Here is a 24,772-nt window from a genome sequence, read left to right as displayed (position 1 = left end):
GTTGTGGGCCTGGTTGCGCGTCTCAGGCAGCCGGCACGGGCGTTGCCGCCGGTGTGCCGGTTTTCAGGGCCGCTTCGCGCCCGCCGAATGCCTCCACGAGGCGCGCCTGATCGGCTTTCGCGGCGGCATCAATGGCTTCGGGGTCGAGCAGCGCGCGCAATCGCGCCTCGTAATGCGCGAGCACGCTGGCGTAGGCGGGATCGTTCGCCACGTCGTTCAGCTCCTCGGGGTCGGTTTGGAGATCGAACAGCTCCGGGCGCAGGCCCACGTAGTGGTGATACTTGTAGCGTGCATCGGCGAGCATGTAGGCCGCCGTTTCCGATCCAACGGCATGGTACTCGCTGAAGGCGAGGCGATCGGGTTGCGCGGCCTCATTAGCGAGCTGCGCCAGCGACGTTCCCGGCCCCGTCATCAAGCCGGGCGGACAGCCGGCCAGATCGAGCAGCGTGTTCTGAACGTCGACCAGCGAAACCGCCGTCTCGTTCACGTTGGCCGCCGGAATGCCGGGGCCGGCAAGGATCATGGGCACGCCCGTCGATTCGCGATACATCAGGCATTTGTTCCACATGCCGCGCTTGCCCAGGTTGTCGCCGTGGTCGCTGCTGTAGATGACCGTGGTTGTCTCTTCGAGGCCGTGTTCGCGCAGCGCGTCAAGCACCTTGCCCGCCTGCGCGTCCATGAACGAGACGAGCGCGAGATAGCAGGCCACCGCGAGACGCCGCCGTTCCTCGCCACCGATGGCCGCGTCGTGGTCCATGTGGCGCGCCTGCCGTTCGACCCACGGATGACGCACATAACCCGTCGAAGGATGCAGCAACGGGAGATCGAGCGACTCGGGCGGATAAAGATCGAGCCACTCCTGCGGCACGACGAGCGGAAAATGCGGCGCAACCAGTCCGACGTAAAGCACCCATGGCTGCTCGTCGCGCGAATGCCCGGAGAGCCAGGTGGCGGCCGTGTCCGCGACCCGCATGTCGAAGCGGTTATAGCTCGATGTGCCCGCGCCGATCTTGTCGTAGAGCGGCGAGCGGCCCATCGTCTCGGGCATCGGCTCGCGCACCGAACCCCACACCTGCCCGATGCCTTCCAGGATATGCACGGCATGATGCTGCCGATGAAGCCCGACTGGCGCATCTTCCGAACGGTAATGCAGCTTGCCGACCGATTCGCAGAGCACGCCGTGCTCGGCGAGATGATGCGCCCAGCCTTTGGGCACGCCGTCGTAGGCGAGTGCGTTGTCCCAGCAGCGGATGTCGTGGACGTGACGGCCGGTTGCGAGACTCGCGCGCGCGGGCACGCAGATGGGCGAGGGCGTGTAGGCGTTGGAAAAGCGCGTGCCACGGGTGGCCAGCGCGTCGAGGTTCGGAGTGCGGATGAACGGGTGACCCGCACAGCCCATGAGGCCGTGCTGGTGCTCATCCGAAAGAATGAAAAGGACGTTGGTCGGTCGCATGATGGATGTTTTCGCTGGCAGCCCGTGGGATGGCCGGGCTGCGTCTCCTGCCGTCAATGGTGGTACGCTTGCGCATGAGAAGCAAGTGACCATTTTTGCTGTACGAATAACTTTTAGTTATTCGTAAAAGAACCGCCCTCCGCGCCAGAACCCCATGGATCCGATCGAACGCTTTTTCGAGGCAGGCCTGAAGCTGAGCCACCTGCGCCTGTTGACGCTGTTTGACAGCGTCGGGCAAATCCGTCTTGTCGCGGAACGGCTGAATCTGACCCAGCCTGCGGTGTCGAAGCAGCTCGCCGACCTTGAGGCGGGACTCGGCACGCCGGTGCTGGAGCGGGTGGGCAACCGGCTTCATTTCACTGCTGTGGGCGAGGTGCTCCTTCGTCATGCGCGCGAGGTGTTCCATCAGATCGAACGGGCGCGCTATGAAGTCGATGTGCTCACCAGCGGCCTGTCGGGGCGCATTGCGGTGGGTGCCGTGCCGACGGTGTTGTCCGTGTTCGCGCCCGAACTCGTGCTCGAACTGAAAAAGCGCGCGCCGCACGTGAACGTGTCGTTCTTCGAGGCGACGAGCGACCGGCTCTTTTTGATGCTCGCAGCGGCGGGGCTCGACATCGTGCTGAGCCGCAATGAGCCTTCGGACGACGTTGCCGGGCTTGCGTCGCGCGCGCTGCTGGATGATCCGATTGTGATCGTGTGCGGACGAGATCATCCGCTGGCCGCACGCCGCGCCGTCGCGCGTGCCGATCTGGCAGGCCTGCCGTGGATCTTGCCGCCGCGTGAAGCGCCCACGTTCATTGCGCTCGAACGCTGGCTTCAGCAGGGCGGCCTCGAACTGCCGGCCGGTTGCGTGCAGTCGGTTTCGCTCCAGGCGAATGAAACGATGCTTGGCCTTTATCCCTTTCTTGCGCTGATGCCGCTGACCGTGGCAAGACGCGGCGTGGAGCGCGGTGCGCTGGCGATTCTCGCGCTCAAGGGCGCACGATTTCTGGAGACAGTGCGCCTCTATTACAGCGATACGTCACCCAACCCCGTACTGGCGACAGCGCTTGACTGCGTGGCGGCCGTGAAGGTGCGCATTGCAGGATCGTTGGCCACGTGGTGACTTGTGCGGGAGCACGCGGCCCAGGGACGCGTTCAACGATGAATCTGCCGTATCGAAACGGCTTGGTCTCGTGCGCATCTGTGGCGAGGATTTGCAATTGTTGTGGAGTCACGCATTATGAAATAACATATTCGAATTTAGTAATCATGTGGTCGATAAGCTTCATGTCAATATTTTTCTTGTTGGGGACTATGAACAGGCACTGTCTGCCGAAAGTGTCGGCACGAGGAATGAAGTCCTCGACTATATGATAATGAGGGCGATTCGTGTAATCGTCGAAGATGATTTTCGTCCCTTCATTGGATAATTTCAGTGTTGTTAAAAAGCATAGAACGCGAAACCGACCGTCAATAAGAACAATGTCGGGGTTGTGGTGGCCTGTCCATGGGGCATTGGCGTATCTAAAAAAATTTTCCTTCCTTTTATAGCTAATTGGAGCGCCCCATTCCCCCAGTTCTCCGCAATCGATCCACTCAATTATGGCGTCTTTTTCGCCGATTCTATTCCGCACAAAATCAATCCATTCTTTGCTCGTGTCGATGCTATGGATCTTTGCCTTGGTATTCTCTGCTACCCAAATCGTGCTTTCTCCGCAGCCGTACTCAAAATAGAGGCTCGACGAGGCTGTGAGTCGCTTGAACATTGCGTCATCGCCATCGAAAAGACCCTTCCTTTTTTCGGGGGCGAGTAGTTTCCTGACTCCAATGGTAATCAGCGGAGGGGTGATAAGTTTAAGGACTTTAATTGCTGACATGGTTGTCTCCATTGAACAAGGACACGCAGTTCGGCCACCTGACGGTGCGTAATCGCGGGTTGATGAAGAGCACGCAGCAACGGCATACGCTGTTCGCCCTGAGCAATCTGTGGATTACACGTCGCCGAATTCTGCGGAGGTCTGCCGGTTGCGACTTCCTGTCTGTCGCGACAAGATCCTTTTCTCCATGACCATGCAGGACATACTCGCGAATTTCTGTGGCCTTGCGCACAGTAATGCCACTAACCAGGGATCCGCGCAGGCAGGTCGTATCCCGGGCTTGCCAGCCGTTCGACTGACAACCGGAGAACCTGCCACAACATCTCCTGTCGGGCCCACTGGCGCCTGAGCGCCGGTGCGGCGATCGTATCGGGTGCGCCCCTCATGCAAGCGGCATAACACGTCCCTGAACCGCCATTCGGCTCACCGTCTCGCACGAGTCCGCTTTCAAGATCATCGCCGTCATTGGCTGCGTCTCTGTCCCTTGAAAGCTCGCCCGAGCAAGCAGTCGCAGGGCCTGCCCATCCCTTCAGCAATCGCGCAAACCAACCGTAAACAAAAGGAAGGATGTTCTGACACGGTCTGGGAGCCGCAATGAAAAACATGAAAGTATCCACCCGCCTGATGACTGGGTTTGGGTTGTTGGCAGCACTATTGCTGACCGTGGCGGCGACCGCTTTTTACGGGCTGTGGCAGTTGAACGTACAGCTGGACGCGATCGCGCGGGTGAATAACAGCGAAGCGCGTTTGGCTAATCGCCTGCGCTCAACGATACAGGATCGTGCGATTGCCGTGCGAAACCTGGCGTTGCTTACGGATGCGCAGGAAATGGCGAAGGAAGCCGAGCGCATCAGCAAACAGGAGCAGATCTATGCAGACGCATACCAGAAGCTCTCCCGGATGTTTGCAGATGAACCGGGCACTACCGAGCGGGAAAGGACACTCATTGCACAGCTGAGGCAGGACGAGGCGGCGGCAATGCCTCCACTGCGCAAAGCAGCGCAGCTAGGATTGTCGAATGATACGGTCGGTGCGAGGACAGAGCTGCTGCAGAATGTCAGACCACCCCAGGGGGTATGGCTGGCACATGCGACAGAGCTGGCGGATTTCGAGGACCAGCTTAGCGTGCAGGCTCAGCAGGACGCAGTTGCCACTTACTCGAGCGTTCGGGTACTGATCTCGGTCATCGTTGCGTGCTCCATGCTTGCGGGGGCCGCGGCAGCGATCCTCATCACCCGCAGCATCCTGCGGCAGCTTGGCGGTGAACCAGCACTCGCCCAGTCTGTCGCGTCGGAGATCGCCAATGGCAACTTGACGGTGGATCTGCACCTGAGGCGCGGTGACTCAACCAGCCTTATGGCGTCTTTGGAGGCCATGCGCGCAAGGCTCACGTCTATCGTTCAAGGGATCAAGACCTCTGCCGAGTCCATATCCGTTGCCGCTAATGAAGTCGCGCAGGGCAATGTCGACCTCTCCCAACGCACCGAAGAGCAGGCCGCATCGCTCGAAGAGACCGCTGCCAGCATGGAAGAGCTCACGTCGGCGGTGAAGCAGAACACCGACAACGCCCGTCAGGGAAGTACGCTCGCGGTAACGGCTTCGCAGACCGCTTTGTCCGGCGGTGAAGTGGTCAGGCAGGTAGTCGGTACGATGGAAGACATTACATCGAGTTCCCAGAAGGTTGCCGAGATCATTTCAGTTATCGAGGGCATCGCCTTCCAGACCAACATTCTGGCACTCAACGCGGCAGTCGAAGCGGCGCGCGCAGGAGAGCAGGGGCGTGGTTTTGCTGTCGTCGCTGGGGAAGTGCGCACCCTGGCGCAGCGCAGTGCGGTGGCGGCCAAGGAGATCAAGGAGTTGATCGAGACGTCGGTATCGCATGTTGCTGCTGGTTCGCAGCTGGTTGCCGGCGCTGGCACGACCATGGACGAGATTGTCCGTTCAGTGAAGCGCGTCACCGACATCATGGGTGAAATCGCCGCTGCGTCCGCGGAGCAGAGCACCGGAATCGAACAGGTCAACGTCGCCGTGACCCAGATGGACGAGGTCACCCAGCAGAACGCGGCTCTGGTCGAGCAGGCAACCGCCGCGGCGCAGTCGATGGCCGATCAGGCGGCAAGCCTGCGAGCAGCGGTGTCCATCTTCCGGGTCGACGCTATGTCCCAGAAGGAGCCTGTAGCCCCTAAGGTGCATGGCACGGTGAAGAAAACCACGCGTCGTCCGGAACCGTCGAAGCCGGAAAAGGCCGCGATCACTGCGGCAAGCGGCGAGTGGGCAACGTTTTAAGTGTATTAGCCGGGACTCGATCTGACAGGTAGTCGGGCCGATAGAGAGGAAGCGGTCAATGGGGAATGAGTTTCTCCTTGGCGAGTTCCAGCGAATCGAGAAAGGTGCGCATCGGCGTCTTGCCGTAACACCACCGTCCCTGATGTTCCCGTTCATTGTTGTACTGGTCGAGCCACGCATCAAGGTCCGTCTGCAAGGTAGCGATCGATTCGTAGATCTTCTTGCGGAAAGCGATGCGGTAGAACTCGTTGAGCATGGTTTTGTGCAGTCGCTCGACGATCCCGTTGGTTTGCGGCGACTTGGCCTTTGTTCGGGTATGGTCGATGTCTTCCACAGCCAGGTACAGCTCGTATTCGTGATGCTCGGGGTTGCCGCAGTATTCGGTACCGCGGTCTGTCAGCACGCGTAGCAGCGGGATGCCGAAGCCGTCGAAGAACGGGACCACGCGATCGTTGAGCAGGTCCGCCGCCGGCAAGGGCGTCTTGCGATCATAGAGCTTGGCGAATGCAACTTTCGAGTAGGTGTCGACGAAAGTCTGCTGGTAGACACGGCCTACGCCCTTGAGGTTGCCGACATAGAACGTATCCTGCGCGCCGCAGTAGCCTGGACACTCTGACTCGAATTCGCCGTGCACTTCCTTCTCGTGCTTGGCGCGTTCGAGCGCGACGAGCTGCGCCTCGGTCAACACCAAACCCTCCTGGGCGGATTTGGCTTCCAGGGCCTTCAGGCGCTTCGACATGGTCTCGAGATCGTGGCGCAACCAGATGCTACGGACGCCTTGGGGCGAAACGGACAGGGCATGTCGTTTGAGGACTTCGTTGGCGATACGGATCTGGCCGTAGGCTGGCAATTCGAGGGCCAGCTCGACAACGGCGGCCTCGATCTGCGGATCTACGCGGTTCTTGAGCAACGGCCGGTGATGGGAAATCTCCTGCAGCGCAGCCTCACCGCCTCGATCGTACAGTTCCTTAAATCGGTAGAAGCTGTCGCGCGAGTAACCCATCACGCGACACGCCTGGCTGACGTTGCCGAGCTGCCGGGCCAACTCAAGTATGCCGACCTTGGCACGAATTACCTTCTGCTCCTGAGTCATGGCGGACTCCTTGCTGTTCGCGGCGCGCATTGCGCTACGGGCTACGCCCTCCGCGCCAACGCGCGCCAGCATGAGAAACCAACCACTGTCAGATTTAGTCTAGTCCACTGCATTTTAAGAGAATGCATCCAGCCGTTCACCATAGGGATGTGACGGCTGCCGCATCCGCAATCGGCCTAAAACGCGCTGCGCTCGCGAAACACACGAGCGCGGCGCGCAAATTTCCCGAGCAGTTACTTCTTCGTGCCCACGGTCTGCAACGGCACCCACTTGCCGCCCTGGACCTTGTACACCGTCACGCCGCCATACTTCAGGTCTCCGTACTGATCGTAAGAGAGCTCGCTGGTGGTGACGCCCTTCATGTTGGTCGCCTTCAGTGCCGTGAGGAACACATGCGGATCAGTCGAGTCCGCCTTCTTCATGGCGTTGAACACCGCCATCGTGCCGTCGTACGCATACGGCGCATACAGTTCCACCGGGTGATTGAAGCGCTTTTCATAACGCTCGGCAAACGCCTTGCCGCCCGGCATCTGGTCGAGCGGGCTGCCTTCCGATGCGGCCAGCGTGCCTTCCGCCGCATCGCCCGCAATCTTGATCAGGTTTTCCGACTGCACCATGTCCGGCCCGATCAGCGTGGACTTGATCGCCAGCGAGCGCATCTGCTTGAGCATCGGCGCGGCCTGGGTGTCGGCGCCGCCGTAGAACACCGCATCCACGTTCGATGACTTGATCCTCGTGAGAATCGAGCGGAAGTCCACGGCCTTGTCGTTCGTGAATTCCTGATCGACGATGGTCGCGCCCGCTGCCTTGGCGGCCTTGGCGAACTCCACGGCCACGCCTTGCCCGTAGGCGGTGCGGTCGTCCACGATCGCAATGCGCTTGAACTTGAGACCCTTCACTGCGTAGTCGCCAAGCACGCTGCCCAACTGCGTATCCGAAGTCAGCAGACGGAACGTGGTGGGCAGGCCAAGACGCGTGTAGGTAGGCGCCGTGGCCATGGCAATTTCGGGGATGCCCGCCTTGGCGTAGATCGGCGCGGCAGGAAGGCTGGTGCCCGAGTTGTAGTGGCCGATCACGGCGGCTACGCCGTCGTCCACGAGTTTTTGCGCGACCGTCGTGCCGGTGCGCGGGTCGGCCTGGTCGTCCTGGGCGTCAAGGACGAAATGCACGGGCTTGCCGCCGATGACCGGGTTGGTGGCGTTCATGTCCTCGACGGCGAGTTCCACACCGCTGCGGAAGTCGGCGCCGTAGTGCGCCTGGCCACCCGTGAGCGGTGCTGCGAAGCCGATCTTCACGTCGACCGGCGAGGCTGCAAAGGCGCCGGAAGCGCTCGTCAGGGTAAAACCCAGGATACATGCGGCGGAAAGGGCAGTGCGATGAAACGTCATTCTTGTTGTGCTCCTCGATGGTAAATCGTGCAGGTGCCCGCACCCACGACAGCCTTGCAGGCACATGTCTCCTCGCGTTCCGTTCTTTACGGTCGGCTGTCACCAATATACGAACCCGGAGCTTGTCGGGTCTTGTGGGAAATAAACTCTGCCGATGCAGAAATCAGCATAGTTGCAAGACCTGTCCGAGGCAACGTTAGCCGTGCGCGTCCGCTGTCGTTCTGAACACCGCGACCGCTTCCTGAAGACGATGCGACTGCTCCTCGAGCGATTGCGTGGCCGCAGCCGCTTGCTCGACGAGTGCCGCGTTCTGCTGGGTCTTGTCGTCCATCTGTGCGACGGCGGCATTGATCTGTTCCAGCCCATTGCTCTGGTCCGCTGCCGCCGCCGCGATCTCGTGAACGATGCTGCTCACGCGTCCGATCGCGCTTTGTGCTTCGCTGATCGTCGCGCCGGTGGCCTCGACGAGTTCCGCACCGTTGCCCACGCGCTCGACCGCCTGTCCAATCAAAGCGCGGATTTCCTTTGCCGCGTTCGCGCTGCGCTGCGCGAGCGTGCGCACCTCGGCCGCCACCACTGCGAAGCCCCGGCCTTGCTCGCCGGCGCGCGCCGCTTCCACGGCGGCATTCAGCGCAAGAATGTTGGTTTGAAACGCGATGCCCTCGATCACGCCGATGATGTCGACCATCTTGCGCGATTCGTCGCGAATCTCCTGCATGGTTGCGACGGCGCGCGTGACCATGTCGCCCCCGCGGTTCGTGATCTGCGCGGCGGTGCCGGCCAGTTCGCTCGCTGCTCGCGCGTTTTCCGAGGTGTTGCGGACCATTCCAGTCAACTCATGCATGCTCGACGCCGCTTCTTGCAGCGCAGCGGCCTGGCTTTCGGTGCGCGCGGACAAGTCCATGTTGCCGTTGGCGATTTCTCCCGCAGCGGCCGCGACGTTGCCGGCGCTTGCCCGTATCTGCGCGACAGTCATCGCAAGTGCGTCGCGCATCTGCCTGATCGCGAACATGAGGCTGCGTGAGTCCTCTTCGCGAATGGCGAAAGGTGTCGCCAGGTCACCGGCGGCAATCGCACCGGCCATGTGCGCTGCCGTGCGAGGATCGCCGCCGATCGTGTGCTCGATGCTGCGGTTCGTGTACACGACGATCAGCCCGAGCAGCGCGGCCACCGCGGCGAACACGCCGCCCGACACATAGAGCGACTGGATAAACGCGCGTTCGATGTCGTCGATGTAGGCGCCTGTCGAGATGATCCAGTCCCACGGCGCGTAGCGAACGACATAGCCGAGCTTGTCGACGGCCTTGGCCGGCACGACGTTCGGATGCGGAAACACATAGTCGACGAAACCGCCTTCCGGGGACTGGGCGACGGACGCGAAGGTCAGGTAATGGCGCCTGCCATCGGCATCCACCACCTCAGAGAGGTTCTTGCCCTCGGTGCCAGGCTTGATCGGATGCATGATCATGCGGGGCGTCGAATCGATCACGAGCAGGTAGCCGTCGCTGCCATAGCGCAGGCCGCGCAACCGTTCCAGCGCTTCCTTGCGCGCCTGCGTCAGCGTTAGCGCGCCGCCGTGCGCGAGCGCGGCATATTCCTCGACGATGCGCAGTCCGACCTGCGCGATATTCTTCAGATCATTGCGGCGTTCCTCCATGCGTGTCTGATAGGAGAGCCATGCGGAGCCGATCGATACAAGGAGCAATGCAGTCAGGCTGACTACGAGCGGCAGCCAGAGTTTTTGCCGGAAGCTGAGTGTGTACATCGGAGAATATTTCCTGGTAGCTGTACCGTGGATTCGGTCGTGAGATTACCCATTCCGCACCTTTACTGACGGCACAACAAACCGTTGATTGATAGTGTTAAACCCGCATGAAAACGGGCTGCATATTATTCAGGATGCCGGCGCAATAATGCTGTCTGGTGATGCCCAATGCACATTGAAATGTCAGTTCATCTGTGCCCCGATTCGCTCCGACCCCGCAGGAACGCGCTGCCGCGAGAGACGTACCGGCGTGTTCGAACCACGATTAGGCGGCCGCCATGAATTGGGGAAACCCCCAAACATCCTGAATGAACGGGACAGATTTAACAAAGTTAGAATGAAGTCTCTAAATTGAGCGGCGCATCCCTATGCAGGCAGCAGAGCTTCTGGCTGCCGTGACGCCGGTCATTGGCCGCTGTGGCAACGGCCAGCCTGTCGATGAAAACGGGAGACGATGCGTGACGGTTCCTGAAAGAACGTCTTTTGCCACTACGCCGGAATCCAGCGCGGCCGTCCTGCTCGCCCTGGCCGGCTACGTTGCGCCTGCAACGGTATTGGCTCCGCAAAAACGACGACGCCCTTTTCGGGGGCGTGACGTATCGGCTCGATAGCCAACGTTCCCAGCGCCGCACGGCGCTCCATCGACAGCGCTGACCTGCAGCCGCTGCTGCAGGTATTTGTTCATTCTGTTTTCGGCTTTACGGGTGGAGGTAGGGTCATGTTGAGTCCTCACGAGCTTGCGACGCTGATGCTGGTGAAGAGTGCGCCCGAATGGATCGAGCCGGACCGGATCGAGCTCGGCGCGCTTCGCGAGCTTCAGTTGATCGATATCGGCCCGCCGGAATTCGGCGTTCCGCTACCGCGCGTGACGCCGCGTGGCGATGCGCTATTGCGCGCGGTGGCGCGCGTGCGCTAGGAGAGCGGCTGCGCAGCCTCGATCATCACGATGGGTACCGATAGATTCGATTCATACGCTAAGTATCACGAATCAAAAAGACGGCAGGGGCAACGGCGTCTTTCGAGCGGCAACGAGGTTGAATTGGCAGCGACGCCGACAGGACATGTAGTCCTGCAACAAGCGACGGGGATCTATCTTGAGCAACGATTTCGCCGAAAGAGATCTGGCGCACATTGGCAATGTTCTCTGCTATCTGGAGCAGTCGGCGGTGGGAGGACGCGTGCCTGAAACTGGCCCGATGACGAGTCTCGACTATTGGCAGGCCAGGATCCGCGCGATCCTGGCCACGCCGGCGCTGCCGATGCACGCACAGGAGCAGGCCAAAGACCTCCTTGCGCGTCTCGACCGGTTGAAAGACTTGCGCCGATGCACAACCAGCCGATGACGCGCGGGCTCAAGTTCCGCACGCATGAATCAGAAACTGTTGCAGCGCGGCGGCGGGCCCGCTCATCTGCCCATTCTTCTGCCAGATCATGCCGGCTTCCATGGGCGGAATCGCGTCGAGCACGGGGCGCGCCTCGATGCGCTTGCCTTCGAGCGACCACGGCCGAAACACCATATCCGATAGCACCGTCACGCCAAAACCATGCGCGACGAGCCCGCGCAGCGCCTCCATCGAAGACGTGCGGAACGCGATATTCGGCTTGGCGCTTTTCTTTTTCCAGTAGCGCAGTGTCGACTGCTCGGCTTCGTCCACTGTAATCAGAATGTAGGGATGCGCGGCGATGTCCTTGAGCGACGGCGCGTCGATCTGCGCGAGCGGATGCGAGGGCGCCATCCACAACTGCCGCCGCGAGCGATTGAGCACATGGCTGCCGAAGCGGTTCAGGCGTTCGACGTTCGATAGCAGCACCACGCCCAGATCCAGTTCGCCGTTCAGCACCGCGGTTTCGATATCGGGACGTTCGCGGTCCTGCAAGTCGAAATCCACGAACGGGTAAGTCGCGCGAAAGCGCGCGAGCAATTCGGGCAGGAAATAGCCGAGCAGCGTATAGGTCGCGGCAATGCGCACGGTCCCGCGCATGTCGTACGCGCGGAACGGTGGTTTGTGCACCGCATCACGCGCGGCGTCCAGCACGCGGCGCGCGTGATTGTAGAAATCCTGACCGTCCGGCGTGAGCACGACGCCATGGGGCAGGCGCTCGAAGAGTCGGGTGCCCAGCCCGCTTTCCAGCGCGAGCACGGCATTGGTGATCGCCGATTGCGAGACGTGCTCGTTGGCCGCCGCCATCGAGAACTGGCCCGTTTGCGCCGCCGCCACGAAGTAGCGGAGCTGCCGCAGAGTGAGATCGAACGCCATCTGTTTTTCGCATATCAGAGTTGCCTATTTGTGATTTTACGATACGAATATGGCTTCCTATACTCGCCGGAAAACGATCATCCATTGGAGACACAACCCCCATGAATGCGCGCGACCCGATTGCACACGATGCACAGGACGTAACGATCGACTCGCCGGCCACCCCGGTTTCGCTCGACGACAAATACACGCTCGAACGCGGGCGGGTTTACATCAGTGGCACGCAGGCGCTGGTGCGCTTGCCGATGCTGCAAAAGGCGCGCGACCGCAAGGCGGGGCTGAACACCGCGGGCTTTATTTCGGGCTATCGCGGCTCGCCGCTGGGGGCGCTCGATCAGTCGCTGTGGAAAGCCAAAAAGCATCTGCACGACAACGACATCGTGTTCCAGCCGGGCGTAAACGAGGATCTGGCTGCCACCGCCGTGTGGGGTTCACAGCAGGTCAACCTGTGGCCGGGCGCGACGCGTGACGGCGTATTCGGCATGTGGTACGGCAAGGGCCCGGGCGTCGACCGTACCGGCGACGTCTTTAAACACGCGAATTCCGCGGGCAGCGCGGCCCACGGCGGCGTGCTCGTGCTCGCTGGCGACGACCACGCGGCGAAGTCGTCCACGGTCGCGCATCAGTCCGAGCACGCGTTCATCGCGGCGGGCATTCCCGTGCTCTATCCGTCCAATGTGCAGGAGTACATCGACTACGGCCTGCACGGCTGGGCGATGAGCCGCTACTCGGGCCTGTGGGTGGCCATGAAGTGCGTGACCGACGTGATCGAATCCACGGCATCGATCGATCTCGATCCGGACCGCGTGGAGATCGTCACGCCCGACGATTACGCCATGCCCGCGGGCGGCCTCAATATCCGCTGGCCCGATACGCCGCTCGTGCAGGAAGCCCGCCTGCTCGACGAGAAGTGGTATGCGGCGCTTGCCTACGTGCGCGCGAACAAGCTGAACCGCGTGGTCATCGATTCGCCGCAGCCGCGCTTTGGCATCATGACCGCGGGCAAGGCCTATCTCGACGTGCGCCAGGCGCTCAGCGACCTCGGCCTCGACGATCAAACGTGCGCGCGGATCGGCTTGCGCGTCATGAAGGTGGGTTGCGTGTGGCCGCTCGATGCGCAGGACGCGCGCGCATTCGCCACCGGCCTCGAAGAAATTCTCGTGGTGGAGGAAAAGCGCCAGATTCTCGAATATGCGCTGAAGGAAGAGCTCTACAACTGGCGCGAAGACGTGCGCCCGAAGATCTACGGCAAGTTCGACGAACGCGACAACGAAGGCGGCGAATGGTCGGTGCCGCGCGGCAACTGGCTGTTGCCCGCGCATTACGAACTGTCGCCGGCGCTGATCGCGAAGGCCATCGCTCGCCGTCTTGCACGCGCCGATCTGCCTGACGATGTGCGGGCGCGCATGCTGGCGCGCGTGGCCATTATCGAGGCGAAGGAGCGCGAGGCCGCGAAGCCCCAGGTCGGCGTCGAGCGCAAGCCGTGGTTCTGCTCGGGCTGCCCGCACAACACCTCGACCAACGTCCCCGAAGGCTCACGCGCGCTCGCGGGCATCGGCTGCCACTACATGTCGATCTGGATGGATCGCAAGACCGAAACCTTCAGCCAGATGGGCGGCGAAGGCGTGACGTGGATCGGGCAAATGCACTTTGCCGGCGACAAGCATGTTTTTGCGAATCTCGGCGACGGCACCTATTTTCATTCCGGACTGCTTGCCATTCGCGCGGCGATCGCGGCCAACGCGAACATCACGTACAAGATTCTCTATAACGATGCCGTCGCCATGACAGGCGGCCAGCCTATCGACGGCGTGCTGACCGTTTCGCAGATCGTGCACCAGGTCCATGCCGAAGGTGCGAAGCGCATCGTGATCGTTTCGGATGAGCCGGAGAAATACGATTCGCGTATCACGCTGCCCGCGGGCGTGGACATTTTCCACCGCGACGAACTGGACACCGTGCAGCGCACGCTGCGCGAAGTGCCGGGCACGACCGTGCTGATCTACGACCAGACCTGCGCGACGGAAAAGCGCCGCCGCCGCAAGCGCGGCACGTATCCCGATCCTGCGCGCCGCGCGTTCATCAACGACGCGGTTTGCGAGGGCTGCGGCGATTGCTCGGTGCAATCGAACTGCCTGTCCGTCGAACCGCTCGACACGCCGCTCGGCACCAAGCGCAAGATCAATCAGTCATCGTGCAACAAGGATTTTTCGTGCGTGAAGGGTTTTTGCCCGAGCTTCGTGACGGCGGAAGGCGCGCAGTTGCGCAAGCCCCAAGCCGCGCGCAATGCCGCCGCGCCCGATTTCGACGCGTTGCCCGCGCCCACGCTGCCCGCGCTTGCACGGCCTTACGGCATTCTCGTCACCGGCGTGGGCGGCACGGGAGTGGTGACCATCGGCGGGCTGATCGGCATGGCTGCGCATATCGAGCGCAAGGGCGTGACCGTGCTCGACATGGCGGGCCTCGCGCAGAAGGGCGGCGCCGTGCTCAGCCACGTGCAGATTGCGTCCGCGCCCAGCGCGCTGCATGCGACGCGCATCGCCACGGGCGAAGCGCGGCTCGTGATCGGTTGCGACGCGCTGGTGAGCGCATCGAGCGATGTGCTTTCGCGCACCCAGCACGGCGTGACGGTGGCCGCGGTCAATAGCGGCGCGACGCCCACGGCGGACCTCGTGCGCAATCCCAAGTGGGCATTCCCTGGCGCGCAGACGGAAGCGAGCCTGCGCGAGAGCATCGGCGAGGGCTGCGAGTTCATCGACGCCAATGCACTCGCCCTGACGCTGCTGGGCGACACCATCTACAGCAATCCGCTGCTGCTGGGCTTTGCGTGGCAAAAGGGCTGGCTGCCGCTTGAGCTTGCGAGCCTGCTGCGCGCGATCGAGCTCAACGGTGTGGCGGTCGAGAAGAATCGTCTTGCGTTCAACTGGGGCCGCCATGTGGCGCATCACGGCGAAGCCGCCATTCAGGCGCATGCGAAGCCCGCGCAGCAGGCGATTGTCGTGCGCATGCCCGAGTCGCTGGACACGGTGATCGCCTCGCGCGAAGCGTTGTTGACCGCGTATCAAAACGCGGCGTATGCCCGGCGCTATCGCGATGCCGTCGAGCGGATTCGCGCAAAAGAAACGCAAGCCACCGGCAATGCGAAGCTGCCGCTCACGCGTGCGGTTGCCGTGAATCTCGCGAAACTCATGGCCTATAAGGACGAGTACGAAGTTGCGCGTCTCTATGCCGATCCAGTCTACCTTGCGAAGCTGCGCGAGCAATTCGAAGGCGAGCCGGGCCGCGATTACAAGCTGAAATTCCATCTCGCGCCGCCGTTGCTCGCAAAGCGCGATGAACAGGGCCGCTTGAAGAAAAAGCAATTTGGTCCGTGGGTACTTCCGGCCCTGCATGCGCTCGCGCGCCTGAAGGGGCTGCGCGGCACGGCGCTGGACGTGTTCGGCCACACGGCGGAGCGGCGCGGCGAACGTCAGTTGATTGCCGATTACCTCGCGCTGGTGGAGGAATTCTGCGCGACGCTCGATGCCGAACGTCTTGCGATGGCGCTCAAGCTGGCGGGCATTCCCGACGATATTCGCGGTTTCGGTCACGTGAAGGAGAACAATATTCGCGCTGCAGCCAGCAAGCGGGAGCAATGGCTGCGCGAATACCGCAACCCGGTGCGCATGGCCGCGAGCGCGTAAGCAAACGGCCATTTCCACCTGCCGTGTGTCGTCCCTCTCGCCGCAAGACGTTGCGCCGGCGAGAGGAACGACCAGATTTGTTCCATCACGTTGTGATATAAATATCCCCGTGGGTGACACCGACCCTCCCGCACCCGCCAAGGGGAATCATGAGCGAGCACAGCGCGCACAAGGGCGATTTCGCAACCGATGTCCGGCTTCTGCGCATCAGCGCCATCGCGGCGGTGGGCGGTGCACTGAGCACCCTTGCCGCCGACTTTCTGCTGCACCTCATCCGCTTCTTTACGAACCTGTTTTTCTTCCAGACCTTGTCGACCGGGAATCATTCGCCTGCGCAGAACACGCTAGGGTGGTTCGTGGTGGCTGCGCCCGTGATCGGCGGGCTGCTGGTGGGGCTGATCGCGCGCTTTGGCTCGGAGCAGATTCGCGGCCACGGTATTCCCGAAGCCATCGAGGCGATCTTGTTCGGCAAGAGCAAGATGTCGCCGAAGGTGGCCGTGCTCAAGCCGCTCGCCTCGGCCATCGCGATCGGCAGCGGCGGGCCGTTCGGCGCGGAAGGGCCGATCATCATGACGGGAGGCGCGATCGGCTCGCTGATCGCGCAGTTCTTCCATCTGTCGAGCGCCGAAAGAAAGGCGCTGCTGGTGGCGGGCGCCGTCGCCGGCATGACCGCCGTGTTCGGCACGCCGGTGGCCGCCGTGCTGCTCGCCATCGAGCTGCTGCTGTTCGAACTGCGGCCCCGCAGCCTCCTGCCGGTTGCCATCGCCTGCGCCGTGGCGGGCTTCGCGCGCCCGCTGTTTCTGGGCAGCGGCCCGCTGTTTCCGCTGCATACGCTGCCCATCGGGCCGATCGGCATCGTCTCGGCGGCCATTGCGGGCGTGATCGCGGGCGCGTTGTCGTGGGCCTTGTCCACGTGGCTCTACAAGGTGGAGGACCTGTTCGGCAAGTTGCCGGTTCACTGGATGTGGTGGCCCGCGTTGGGCGCGATTGCCGTGGGCATCGGCGGATATTTTCAGCCGCGCACGCTCGGTGTCGGCTACGACGTGATCGGCGACCTGCTGCAGAATCATCTGGCCATGCAGGCCGTGATCGGCATCGTCGTGGTGAAGGCCATCATCTGGGTGATCGCGCTGGCCTCGGGAACGTCGGGCGGCGTGCTCGCGCCGCTGCTGATGATGGGCGCGGGCGTGGGGGCACTGATGGGGCCCTACATGCCGGGCCATGACCCCGCGCTATGGCCGCTCATCTTCATGGCCGCCGCGCTTGGCGGCATGATGCGCGCGCCCGTGATGGCTGCGGTGTTCGCCTTCGAGCTGACCGGCGACGCCAACGCGTTGCTGCCGCTGCTTGCTGCCGCCGCCGTGGCCTATGGCTTCACGGTCATGTTCATGCGCCGCTCGATCCTGACCGAGAAAATTGCGCGGCGCGGCTATCACATCTACCGCGAATACAGCATCGATCCGCTCGAGCGCCATTATGTCGACGAGGTAATGACGCGCAACGTAGTAACGATCGATGCGGCCACAACGGTTGCCCACGTGCTCGACGACTATTTCGGCAAGGGGCAGAAGTTTCGCGCGTTTCCGGTGCTCAGGAACGGCGTGCTGGTGGGCATGGTGGATCGCACGTTGCTCGACCGGATTGCGCCGGGCAAGGCCGGGATGCCGATTGGCTCGGCTTTTGCCCGGACGCAGCCCGAGATCGCCTTGCCCGGCGAGACTTGCCGCAATGTGGCGGCGCGGCTCGCCATTACGGGCCTCGACCGCGTGCCGGTCGTGGATGACGCGAAAACCTTGCGCCTGCTCGGCGTGGTGTCGCGGCACGACCTGGTCAAGCCTTCGATGCAGGTCTTCGCCGAGGAGCGCGAACTGGAGCACTTCCGCCAGGTATGGATTCCGCGCAGCACGCTGTTTGCGCCCACGCGCAAGCGCCAGGACGTGCCCGATGAGCACGCCGATGCGAGCCGATAGCACGACCAACGCAAACCCAGCGGAATAACGCCCTGGCGCACGGCGCCCACGGCGTTTGCTTGCCTGCCGTCGGCGTGATTACGCAAGAAATATCCGGCTCACCCGGAATAATCTCGCACGCGGTTGGTTCACCCCATTAAGACTCAATGACTTGCAGGGGGAACCATCGTGCGAATAGTCCAGCGCGCCTTTACGGCCGGCGTTGTCATTCTCGGGTTGTGCGGTCCGGCTGCATTCGCGGCGGGCTCGCAGGCCGCATCTTCCGACGAAACGTCCTTCATGGCCGAGAACGACGCCGCCATGACAAGGATGATGGACGGCATGTCGGTCAAACCGACCGGCGACATCGACCGCGATTTCGTCGCGATGATGGTCCCGCATCATCAAGGCGCCATCGACATGGCCCAGGCCGAGTTGCGCCACGGGCACAACGAACAATTGCGCCGCATTGCACAAGAGATCGTGGTCGAGCAACAGCAGGAAATCGTTGCCATGCGCCTCGCGCTCGGGCAACCCTTGCCTCCTCCTGCAAGCACGCCCGATCAGCAGCAAGGGCCAGCCTCCGGACCCGCAGCCCACCTTGATCCGTCGACACATCAGGGCATGCCGATGCGCATGCCGAATCCCACACAGAAGGAGCCGTGATGAAACGCATATCGTTTTGCACCGTCGCCATGTCGGCGGCGGCTATGGCAGCCGCGCAGCTGGTCTGGGCCGGGCAGGCCCCAGGATTGCTATCCGCCCCCGACATTCCGGTAAGCCACCACGATCGCGTCTATGCCGCCGAGCAATTTTCCAACACCGTCTCGGTGATCGACCCGGCCGATAACAAGCTGCTTGGCCTGATCCGTCTCGGCGATCCGTCGCCGGGTAACTTCAGCCCGCTGTACAAGGGGCAATTGCTCGTGCATGGCATGGGTTATGCGCCGGACCATCGCACGATCGCGGTGGTGTCGATCGGTTCGAACTCGGTCTCGTTCATCGACACGCAGACCAACGCCGTCAAGCACGTCACCTACGTGGGCCGCTCGCCGCACGAGGCGTTCTTCACGCCTGACGGCAAGGAAGTATGGGTGACCGTGCGCGGCGAAAACTATGTCGCCGTGCTCGACGGGACGACGTATGAGGAGAAAACGCGCATTACCGTTCCGGCAGGCCCCGGCATGCAGATTTTCTCGCCAGACGGGAAGTATGGCTATGTGTGCTCGTCCTTCAATCCGCAGACCGAGGTGATCTCGGTGGCCGACCACAAGATCGTGGGCACGGTCAAGCAGGCCAGCCCGTTCTGCCCGGATCTTGCCGCCACGCCGGATGGAAAGCAGGTCTGGTTCACGCTCAAGGACGTGGGCAAGGTGCAGGTGTTCGACGCCAAGCCGCCGTTTGCCGTGCTCAAGACCATCGACACGGGCCCGATCACGAATCACGTGAACATCGTGCATAACGCGAAGGGCACGTTTGCCTATGTAACGGTAGGAGGACTGAATGTTGTGAAGGTGTTCCGGACCGACGACTTTTCGCAAGTCGCGACGATTCCGGTCGGCAGCTTGCCGCACGGCCTCTGGCCATCGGGCGACGGCAGCCGCATCTATGTCGGCCTGGAAAACGCCGATGCGATGGCGGCGATCGACACGCTCACGAACACCGTGGTTGCCACGGTGCCGATCGGCCAGGCTCCGCAGGCTGTGACCTACGTGCCGGACGCGGTGCCACAAGGCGATGGCACGCAGAACCTGCAGCCGCTGGGACTCGCGGGGCAGACCGCCCACGTTGCGCTGGTGCCGGCGGGTTCTGCGGCTTCGGGCAGCGCAACGGACGCCGCGCACTCGCCTACCACGGTTGCTTTGTTCGACCAGGGGCTCGTGCAGGTTCTGCAGGCCGCCGTGACCGGCTTGCAGCCGAAACAGCACTATGCACTGGGACTTGCCGATCATCCCGATGGCACCGGCGACGTGCAGGTGCTTGCGAACTTCATGACCAACCCTGCGGGTTCCGCAATCGTCAACGCGCTCGGGCAGATTCGCCAACTGGTCACGCCGGAAACGAGCACGTCCGGCGACAAGCGCCGCTATCTGGTGGTGGTCCCGCTCGTGGAGGGCAAGCCGGGCGCGCCGGTTCAGGTGCAGACGCTATGAGCGGGCGAAGCGCGCGGGCCGGCGCCCCGCGCGCTTCGCCGCGGACTGCACGGGCGCGCCGCTCATGCCGTTCATGAGCTCGAGAATCTGGGCGCGCAGCCACAGACTGGCCTGGTCCTGCTCGCTGCTGCGATGCCAGTACAGATGCCATTGCAGATCGGGAAGCTCGAACGGCAGTTCGAAAATGCGCGCGTCGTGGCGTTGCAGAAGCTCGACCGGCGCGGTTAGCGCAAGGTCGGTGCGCAGCGCCACGAGCGGCGCCACCATGTAGTGCTGCACGCGCATTTGTATGCGCCGCTGCCGGCCGAGTTTCTTCAATTCCGCATCGACGAAGCCGCTCCCCTGGCGGCGGCTCGACACCTGAATATGGCCAAGCGCGAGGTAATCGTCCATGGTCAGCGTCTCGCCCGCAAACGGGTGATCGTGGCGCAGCATGCACGCATAGTGGTCGTTGCCGAGCGGTGCCTGATGCAGTTGCGGGTCGTCGACGAGCGGCACGTCGATCGCAAAGTCGATCTTGCCGGTGGCCAGCGCCGTGGACATTTCGCTGCGCGGCGTGAAATAGCATTCGATGCTCATGCCGGGCGCCTGTTGCTGGAGCACCTCGCCCAGTGCGGGCAGCAGCATGGCCTCGCTCAAGTCGGGCATGCTCAGGCGGAAGGTTCGCTCCGAAGTGGCGGGCACGAACACATCGCCTTCGGTCGCGCTCGCTTCGAGCAGTTGCAGCGCCTCGCGCACCCGGCCAATGATGTTCTCGGTGAGCGGCGTGGGCACCATGCCCGTCGACGTGCTCACAAAAAGCGGATCGTCGAACGCCTTGCGCATGCGGGCCAGTGCATTGCTGACCGCGGGTTGCGTGATGAAGAGCGCCTCGGCTGCGCGAGTCAGATTGCGCTTTTCGTAGATCGATTCGAATACGACGAATAGATTCAGATCCAGTTTGGGGGAACGCATCTCACAGTCTCCGTTTGCCGTCATCATAAACGAGAGGTGCGGTGACGATGCGTTCGTTCCGCTTCGGTCTTCTTTCGCCGTGCTGCGCGAGTGATCAATCGCGCAGCGGGGCGTTCAGGTAGGCCGCCATCGCGCCGAGCCGTTCCTTGCCGCTCGCAAGCTCCATTTTCGCAATGGCCTGGAGGTGGACTTCGTCGGGGCCATCGGCGTAGCGCAGCGCGCGCCCCCAGGTCCAGTGATCGGCCAGCGGCGTGTCGGGGCTCACACCCATGGCGCCGAATACCTGCATCGCACGGTCGCAAACCGCGGTATGAACCTGCGGCACCAGCGCCTTGATCATCGAGATCTCCTTGCGCGCCGCCTTGGCGCCCACCTCGTCGATCAGCCACGCGGCCTTGAGCACGAGCAGCCGGGCCTGATCGATTTCGATGCGCGACTTCGCGATCCTTTCGCCCACCGTGCCGTGCTGATGCAGATACTTGCCGAAGGTCTTGCGCTCCTGCGCGCGCTCGATCATCAGTTCGAGCGCGAGTTCCGCCGCGCCGATCGAGCGCATGCAGTGGTGAATGCGTCCTGGTCCCAGGCGCGCCTGCGCGAGCGCGAAGCCGCTGCCTTCCTCGCCGAGCAGGTTCGATGCCGGCACGCGCACATTGGTGAACGTGATTTCGCAGTGACCTTCCGGCGAGACGTGGTTCATGACCGTGATATTGCGCACGATCTTCACGCCGGGCGTGCCCGCCGGCACGAGAATCATGCTTTGCTGGCGGTGGGTTTCGGCATCGGGATCGGTCTTGCCCATCACGATGAAGATCTTGCAGTTCGGGTGCGCCGCGTTCGTGATGAACCATTTGCGGCCGTTGATCACATAGTCGTCGCCGTCACGGCGGATCGAGGTCGTGATGTTGGTCGCATCGGACGAGGGGACGTCGGGCTCCGTCATGGCGAACGCCGAGCGAATCTTGCCTTCGAGCAGCGGCACGAGCCACTGCTCGCGCTGCGCCGGCGTCGCGAACATGTGCAGCAACTCCATGTTGCCGGTATCGGGCGCATTGCAGTTGAAGACTTCGGGCGCCCACGAAACGCGTCCCATGATTTCTGCAAGCGGCGCATATTCGAGGTTGGTCAGGCGCGTGCCGGGTTCGTCGTCGTGCAAATGCGGGAGAAACAGATTCCACAGGCCTTCGGCTTTGGCGAGGGCCTTGAGATCTTCCATGAACGAGACCGGGTAGCGGCCCGCGTGCACTTCCTCGTGCCATTGGCGCTGGCGCGGCACGATGTGCTCGTCCATGAAGTGGCGCACGCGGCGGATCAGGTCATCGACCTTGGGGCTATAAGCGAAATTCATGATGGGTTCACTCCGTAAGCTAGATCGTCAGTCCGCCATCGACGACGATGCACTCGCCGTTCGTATAGCTCGCCGCGTCGGACACCAGATAGAGCACGGTGCCGGCCATTTCCTGCGGCTCGGCGTGGCGGCGCAGCGGGATCGCACTGATCCAGCTGTCGTGGATGTCCCTGTTCTCGAACAGCGCCCCGGCAAACTTCGTTTTCGTGAGACCGGGCAGCAGCGCATTCACGCGAATGCCGAGCGGGCCGCACTCCTTGGCGAACGCGCGGGTCATGTTGACAACCGCCGCTTTCGTGATCGAATAAATGCCCTGCTGATCGCCGGGCTGCAGCGCATTGACCGAAGCGGTGTTCACGATGGCGCCGCGGCCCTGCGCCTTCATCATCTTGCCTGCTTCGATCGACATGAAGAAATAGCCGCGCACGTTCACTTCGACGGTCTTGTTGTACGCAGCCAGATCGGTATCGAGAATATGGCCGAAATACGGATTGGCCGCCGCGTTGTTGACGAGAATGTCGAGCCGCCCGTGCTTCTCGCGGATATGGGCGAACGTGGCGGTGATGTCTTCCATGCGGCCGACGTGGCAGGCGAGCGCTTCGGCGCTGTGGCCGTTCTCGCGAATGCTGGCGGCAACGGCTTCGCAGTCTTCGAGCTTGCGGCTCGACACGATCACATGGGCGCCTTGCTCGGCCAGCAGCCTCGCAATGGCTTCGCCGATGCCGCGGCTCGCGCCGGTCACGAGGGCGATCCGCCCCGAGAGGTCAAACGGGTTCGTGGTCAATCTCGTCTCCTTAATTCGGTGTGAGTGTCTCGACGCGGTGAGGCGTCACGCAATCAGTTCCGCTGCGAGACTCGCGAGCGGTTCGACCATGCTGCCCACTTCGTGTGCGTTCGCATTCGAAGCATTGCCTTGCAGCGCGCGCGCTTTCACGCCCTGCGCAATCGATGCGAGGCGAAAGAAGCTGAACGCCAGATAGAAGTTCCAGTTGGCGATGCCGGGCAGGCCGCGTAGTTTGCAGTACTGCGCAATCATTTCTTCTTCTTCGGGAATCCCCAGCGCGGCACGGTCCTGGCCGCGCAGCCCCGTGATATGCCCCTTCGACGGCAGACGCAGGCACATGCAGAAGTACGCGAGATCCGCAAGCGGGTTGCCGAGCGTCGAAAGCTCCCAGTCGAGTATGGCGCGCACGCGCGGGGCAGCGTGGTCGAAGATCAGGTTGTCGATGCGGAAGTCGCCGTGCACGAGCGCGGGGCGCTGCGTGTCGGCCGGGCAATGCGCGGGCAGCCATTCGATTAGCGCCTCCATGGGCACGATGCGCTCCGTTTCGGCGGCGCGGTATTGCTTGGTCCAGAGCTCGATCTGGCGCTGGAAATAATTGCCCGGCCGGCCGTAGTCGCTCAAGCCCACGCGTTCGGGATCGACATCGTGCAGCGCCGCGAGCGTCGTGATGATGGCCGCGTAATAGTCGCGCCGTGCATCGCGGTCGATTTCGGGCAGCGCGGGGTTCCAGAAGATCCGCCCATCCTCGTAGCTCATCAGATAGAACAGGCTGCCGAGGATGTCGCGGTCTTCGCAGAGGTGCCAGACGCGTGCCACCGGAACCGGCGTTTCGGCCAGCGCGCTCAGCACACGAAATTCGCGGTCGACGGCGTGCGCGGATTTGAGCAGTTGCCCCGGAGGCTGGCGGCGCAGCACATAGCGGCCGCTTGGCGCTTCGATCAGCCAGGTGGGGTTGGACTGGCCGCCCGGGAACTTAGTGGCCCGCACGGGGCCGCGAAAGCCCGAGAGATGCTGTTCGAGGTAGGGCGTGAGCCGGTCGAGGTCGAGCGACGGGCTGGAGAGTTCAGTGGTCATATCGTTCGATGCTTGACGGGTTCGGGGCTGATCTTGCGAATGGTCTAGCCATAGGTTCGAAACGCGTGACGCTGCGGATCGTCGAGATGGGCGAGGCCGTTGAAGCTCGACAGTTGCAGCGCCTCGCGGTTGAAATAGCAATGCGTCACGCTGCTATTGAGGATTTGCATGTTCAGCGCGATGGCCGTTGCAGCGGGAGCTTGCAGGATCTGCTGAACGAATGCGCCGATGACGCCGCCCGAACTGACCACCAGGACGCGCTGCGCGACGCTTTGCTGAATGGCGGCGCGGGCGTGGGCAACGCGCTGTTGAAATGCGCTCCACGTTTCGGGCGCGCGCTCGTCGAGCGCGCCTTCGGTCCATAGGTGCAGAACCTGCCGCAAGGCTTTGAAGAATTCGCGCGAATCATGCTTCGCGGTATCGGCAAGGTGGCGATGCTCGTCGGGCAGCGCGGCAAATAGCGCGTAAAAATCGTATTCGTCGAGCGCGGCATGGACTTCGCAACGGGCGGGAAGGCCGGGCATGGCGCGGCGGATCGCGTCGAGCGTTTGCGCGTGGCGGCGCAGCGTACCGGTCATGATGCGGTCGAACTGGATGCCGTCGCGAGCGAAATGTTCGCCGAGCCAGAGGCTTTGTTGCTCGCCTCGGGCGGAGAGGCGGTCGTAGTCGTCCGCGCCTAGAGACGCTTGCCCGTGCCTGATCAGAAAGAGTTCAGCCATCGCTTCGCT

19 protein-coding genes are annotated in these 24,772 nt (G+C 62.6%); 8 read left to right on the top strand and 11 right to left on the bottom strand.

Features of this window, described 5'->3' with window-relative positions; genetic code table 11:
• Positions 1 to 22: 22 nt before the first annotated feature.
• Positions 23 to 1,453, bottom strand: a complete 1,431-nt coding sequence (locus P5W98_RS33415; RefSeq protein WP_421028688.1) for a sulfatase-like hydrolase/transferase — start codon at positions 1,451 to 1,453, stop codon at positions 23 to 25.
• 154 nt (positions 1,454 to 1,607) lie between these two features.
• On the opposite strand from P5W98_RS33415, the gene P5W98_RS33410 reads away from it, so the two are divergent.
• Positions 1,608 to 2,558: a LysR family transcriptional regulator gene (locus tag P5W98_RS33410; protein WP_421028687.1), complete on the top strand. Its 951-nt coding sequence runs from the start codon at positions 1,608 to 1,610 to the stop codon at positions 2,556 to 2,558.
• Positions 2,559 to 2,673: 115 nt separating this feature from the next.
• On the opposite strand, the gene P5W98_RS33405 is transcribed toward P5W98_RS33410, so the two are convergent.
• Positions 2,674 to 3,312: a hypothetical protein gene (locus P5W98_RS33405; RefSeq protein WP_421028686.1), complete on the bottom strand. Its 639-nt coding sequence runs from the start codon at positions 3,310 to 3,312 to the stop codon at positions 2,674 to 2,676.
• 594 nt (positions 3,313 to 3,906) lie between these two features.
• Between P5W98_RS33405 and P5W98_RS33400 the strand changes: the two genes are divergently transcribed.
• On the top strand, positions 3,907 to 5,598 hold the full coding sequence (locus P5W98_RS33400; RefSeq protein WP_421042770.1) for a methyl-accepting chemotaxis protein: 1,692 nt from the start codon (positions 3,907 to 3,909) through the stop codon (positions 5,596 to 5,598).
• A 55-nt stretch (positions 5,599 to 5,653) separates the two neighbouring features.
• Here P5W98_RS33400 and P5W98_RS33395 read toward each other — a convergent pair whose 3' ends face one another.
• The 3 genes from P5W98_RS33395 to P5W98_RS33385 all read right to left on the bottom strand — a co-directional run bounded on the left by P5W98_RS33395 (position 5,654) and on the right by P5W98_RS33385 (position 9,844).
• Positions 5,654 to 6,691: an IS481 family transposase gene (locus tag P5W98_RS33395; RefSeq protein ID WP_421028684.1), complete on the bottom strand. Its 1,038-nt coding sequence runs from the start codon at positions 6,689 to 6,691 to the stop codon at positions 5,654 to 5,656.
• A gap of 233 nt (positions 6,692 to 6,924) precedes the next feature.
• Positions 6,925 to 8,079 carry a branched-chain amino acid ABC transporter substrate-binding protein gene (locus P5W98_RS33390; protein WP_421028683.1) on the bottom strand — a complete coding sequence of 385 codons (1,155 nt, stop codon included), beginning with the start codon at positions 8,077 to 8,079 and terminating at the stop codon, positions 6,925 to 6,927.
• 196 nt (positions 8,080 to 8,275) lie between these two features.
• Positions 8,276 to 9,844: a methyl-accepting chemotaxis protein gene (locus P5W98_RS33385; RefSeq protein ID WP_421028682.1), complete on the bottom strand. Its 1,569-nt coding sequence runs from the start codon at positions 9,842 to 9,844 to the stop codon at positions 8,276 to 8,278.
• Positions 9,845 to 10,562: 718 nt separating this feature from the next.
• Here P5W98_RS33385 and P5W98_RS33380 point away from each other — a divergent pair.
• Positions 10,563 to 10,760 (top strand): hypothetical protein, encoded by a 198-nt coding sequence (locus P5W98_RS33380; RefSeq protein ID WP_421028681.1) that lies wholly within the window; start codon positions 10,563 to 10,565, stop codon positions 10,758 to 10,760.
• 178 nt (positions 10,761 to 10,938) lie between these two features.
• Complete coding sequence (locus tag P5W98_RS33375) at positions 10,939 to 11,187, top strand: hypothetical protein (protein ID WP_421028680.1); 249 nt, start codon at positions 10,939 to 10,941, stop codon at positions 11,185 to 11,187.
• Between the two features lie 9 nt (positions 11,188 to 11,196).
• Here the strand turns inward: P5W98_RS33375 and P5W98_RS33370 are convergent, their stop codons facing one another.
• Positions 11,197 to 12,102 (bottom strand): LysR family transcriptional regulator, encoded by a 906-nt coding sequence (locus tag P5W98_RS33370; protein WP_421028679.1) that lies wholly within the window; start codon positions 12,100 to 12,102, stop codon positions 11,197 to 11,199.
• Positions 12,103 to 12,203: 101 nt separating this feature from the next.
• On the opposite strand from P5W98_RS33370, the gene P5W98_RS33365 reads away from it, so the two are divergent.
• From P5W98_RS33365 to P5W98_RS33350, 4 genes are all read left to right on the top strand, one after another.
• Complete coding sequence (locus P5W98_RS33365) at positions 12,204 to 15,785, top strand: indolepyruvate ferredoxin oxidoreductase family protein (RefSeq protein ID WP_421028678.1); 3,582 nt, start codon at positions 12,204 to 12,206, stop codon at positions 15,783 to 15,785.
• Between the two features lie 149 nt (positions 15,786 to 15,934).
• Entirely contained in the window at positions 15,935 to 17,755 is a 1,821-nt protein-coding gene (locus P5W98_RS33360) for a chloride channel protein (protein WP_421028677.1), read from the top strand.
• Positions 17,756 to 17,923: 168 nt separating this feature from the next.
• Positions 17,924 to 18,400, top strand: coding sequence for a DUF305 domain-containing protein (locus P5W98_RS33355; RefSeq protein ID WP_421028676.1), 477 nt, complete (start codon positions 17,924 to 17,926; stop codon positions 18,398 to 18,400).
• Complete coding sequence (locus P5W98_RS33350) at positions 18,400 to 19,887, top strand: YncE family protein (RefSeq protein WP_421028675.1); 1,488 nt, start codon at positions 18,400 to 18,402, stop codon at positions 19,885 to 19,887. The genes P5W98_RS33355 and P5W98_RS33350 overlap by 1 nt, the downstream gene beginning before the upstream one ends.
• On the opposite strand, the gene P5W98_RS33345 is transcribed toward P5W98_RS33350, so the two are convergent.
• The 5 genes from P5W98_RS33345 to P5W98_RS33325 all read right to left on the bottom strand — a co-directional run bounded on the left by P5W98_RS33345 (position 19,882) and on the right by P5W98_RS33325 (position 24,763).
• Entirely contained in the window at positions 19,882 to 20,841 is a 960-nt protein-coding gene (locus P5W98_RS33345) for a LysR family transcriptional regulator (protein ID WP_421028674.1), read from the bottom strand. The two genes, P5W98_RS33350 and P5W98_RS33345, sit on opposite strands and share 6 nt — an antisense overlap.
• A gap of 94 nt (positions 20,842 to 20,935) precedes the next feature.
• Positions 20,936 to 22,186, bottom strand: a complete 1,251-nt coding sequence (locus P5W98_RS33340; RefSeq protein ID WP_421028673.1) for an acyl-CoA dehydrogenase family protein — start codon at positions 22,184 to 22,186, stop codon at positions 20,936 to 20,938.
• Between the two features lie 19 nt (positions 22,187 to 22,205).
• On the bottom strand, positions 22,206 to 22,970 hold the full coding sequence (locus P5W98_RS33335) for an SDR family oxidoreductase (RefSeq protein WP_421028672.1): 765 nt from the start codon (positions 22,968 to 22,970) through the stop codon (positions 22,206 to 22,208).
• 45 nt (positions 22,971 to 23,015) lie between these two features.
• Positions 23,016 to 24,044, bottom strand: coding sequence for a phosphotransferase (locus P5W98_RS33330; RefSeq protein ID WP_421028671.1), 1,029 nt, complete (start codon positions 24,042 to 24,044; stop codon positions 23,016 to 23,018).
• A 44-nt stretch (positions 24,045 to 24,088) separates the two neighbouring features.
• Complete coding sequence (locus P5W98_RS33325; RefSeq protein WP_421028670.1) at positions 24,089 to 24,763, bottom strand: histidine phosphatase family protein; 675 nt, start codon at positions 24,761 to 24,763, stop codon at positions 24,089 to 24,091.
• Positions 24,764 to 24,772: the final 9 nt, after the last annotated feature.

The organism is Paraburkholderia sp. A1BS-2L (assembly GCF_051125205.1).
Classification (GTDB): domain Bacteria; phylum Pseudomonadota; class Gammaproteobacteria; order Burkholderiales; family Burkholderiaceae; genus Paraburkholderia.
The sequence above is the reverse complement of the archived record's forward strand: the minus strand, read 5'-3'. Positions and strand labels throughout refer to the sequence as shown.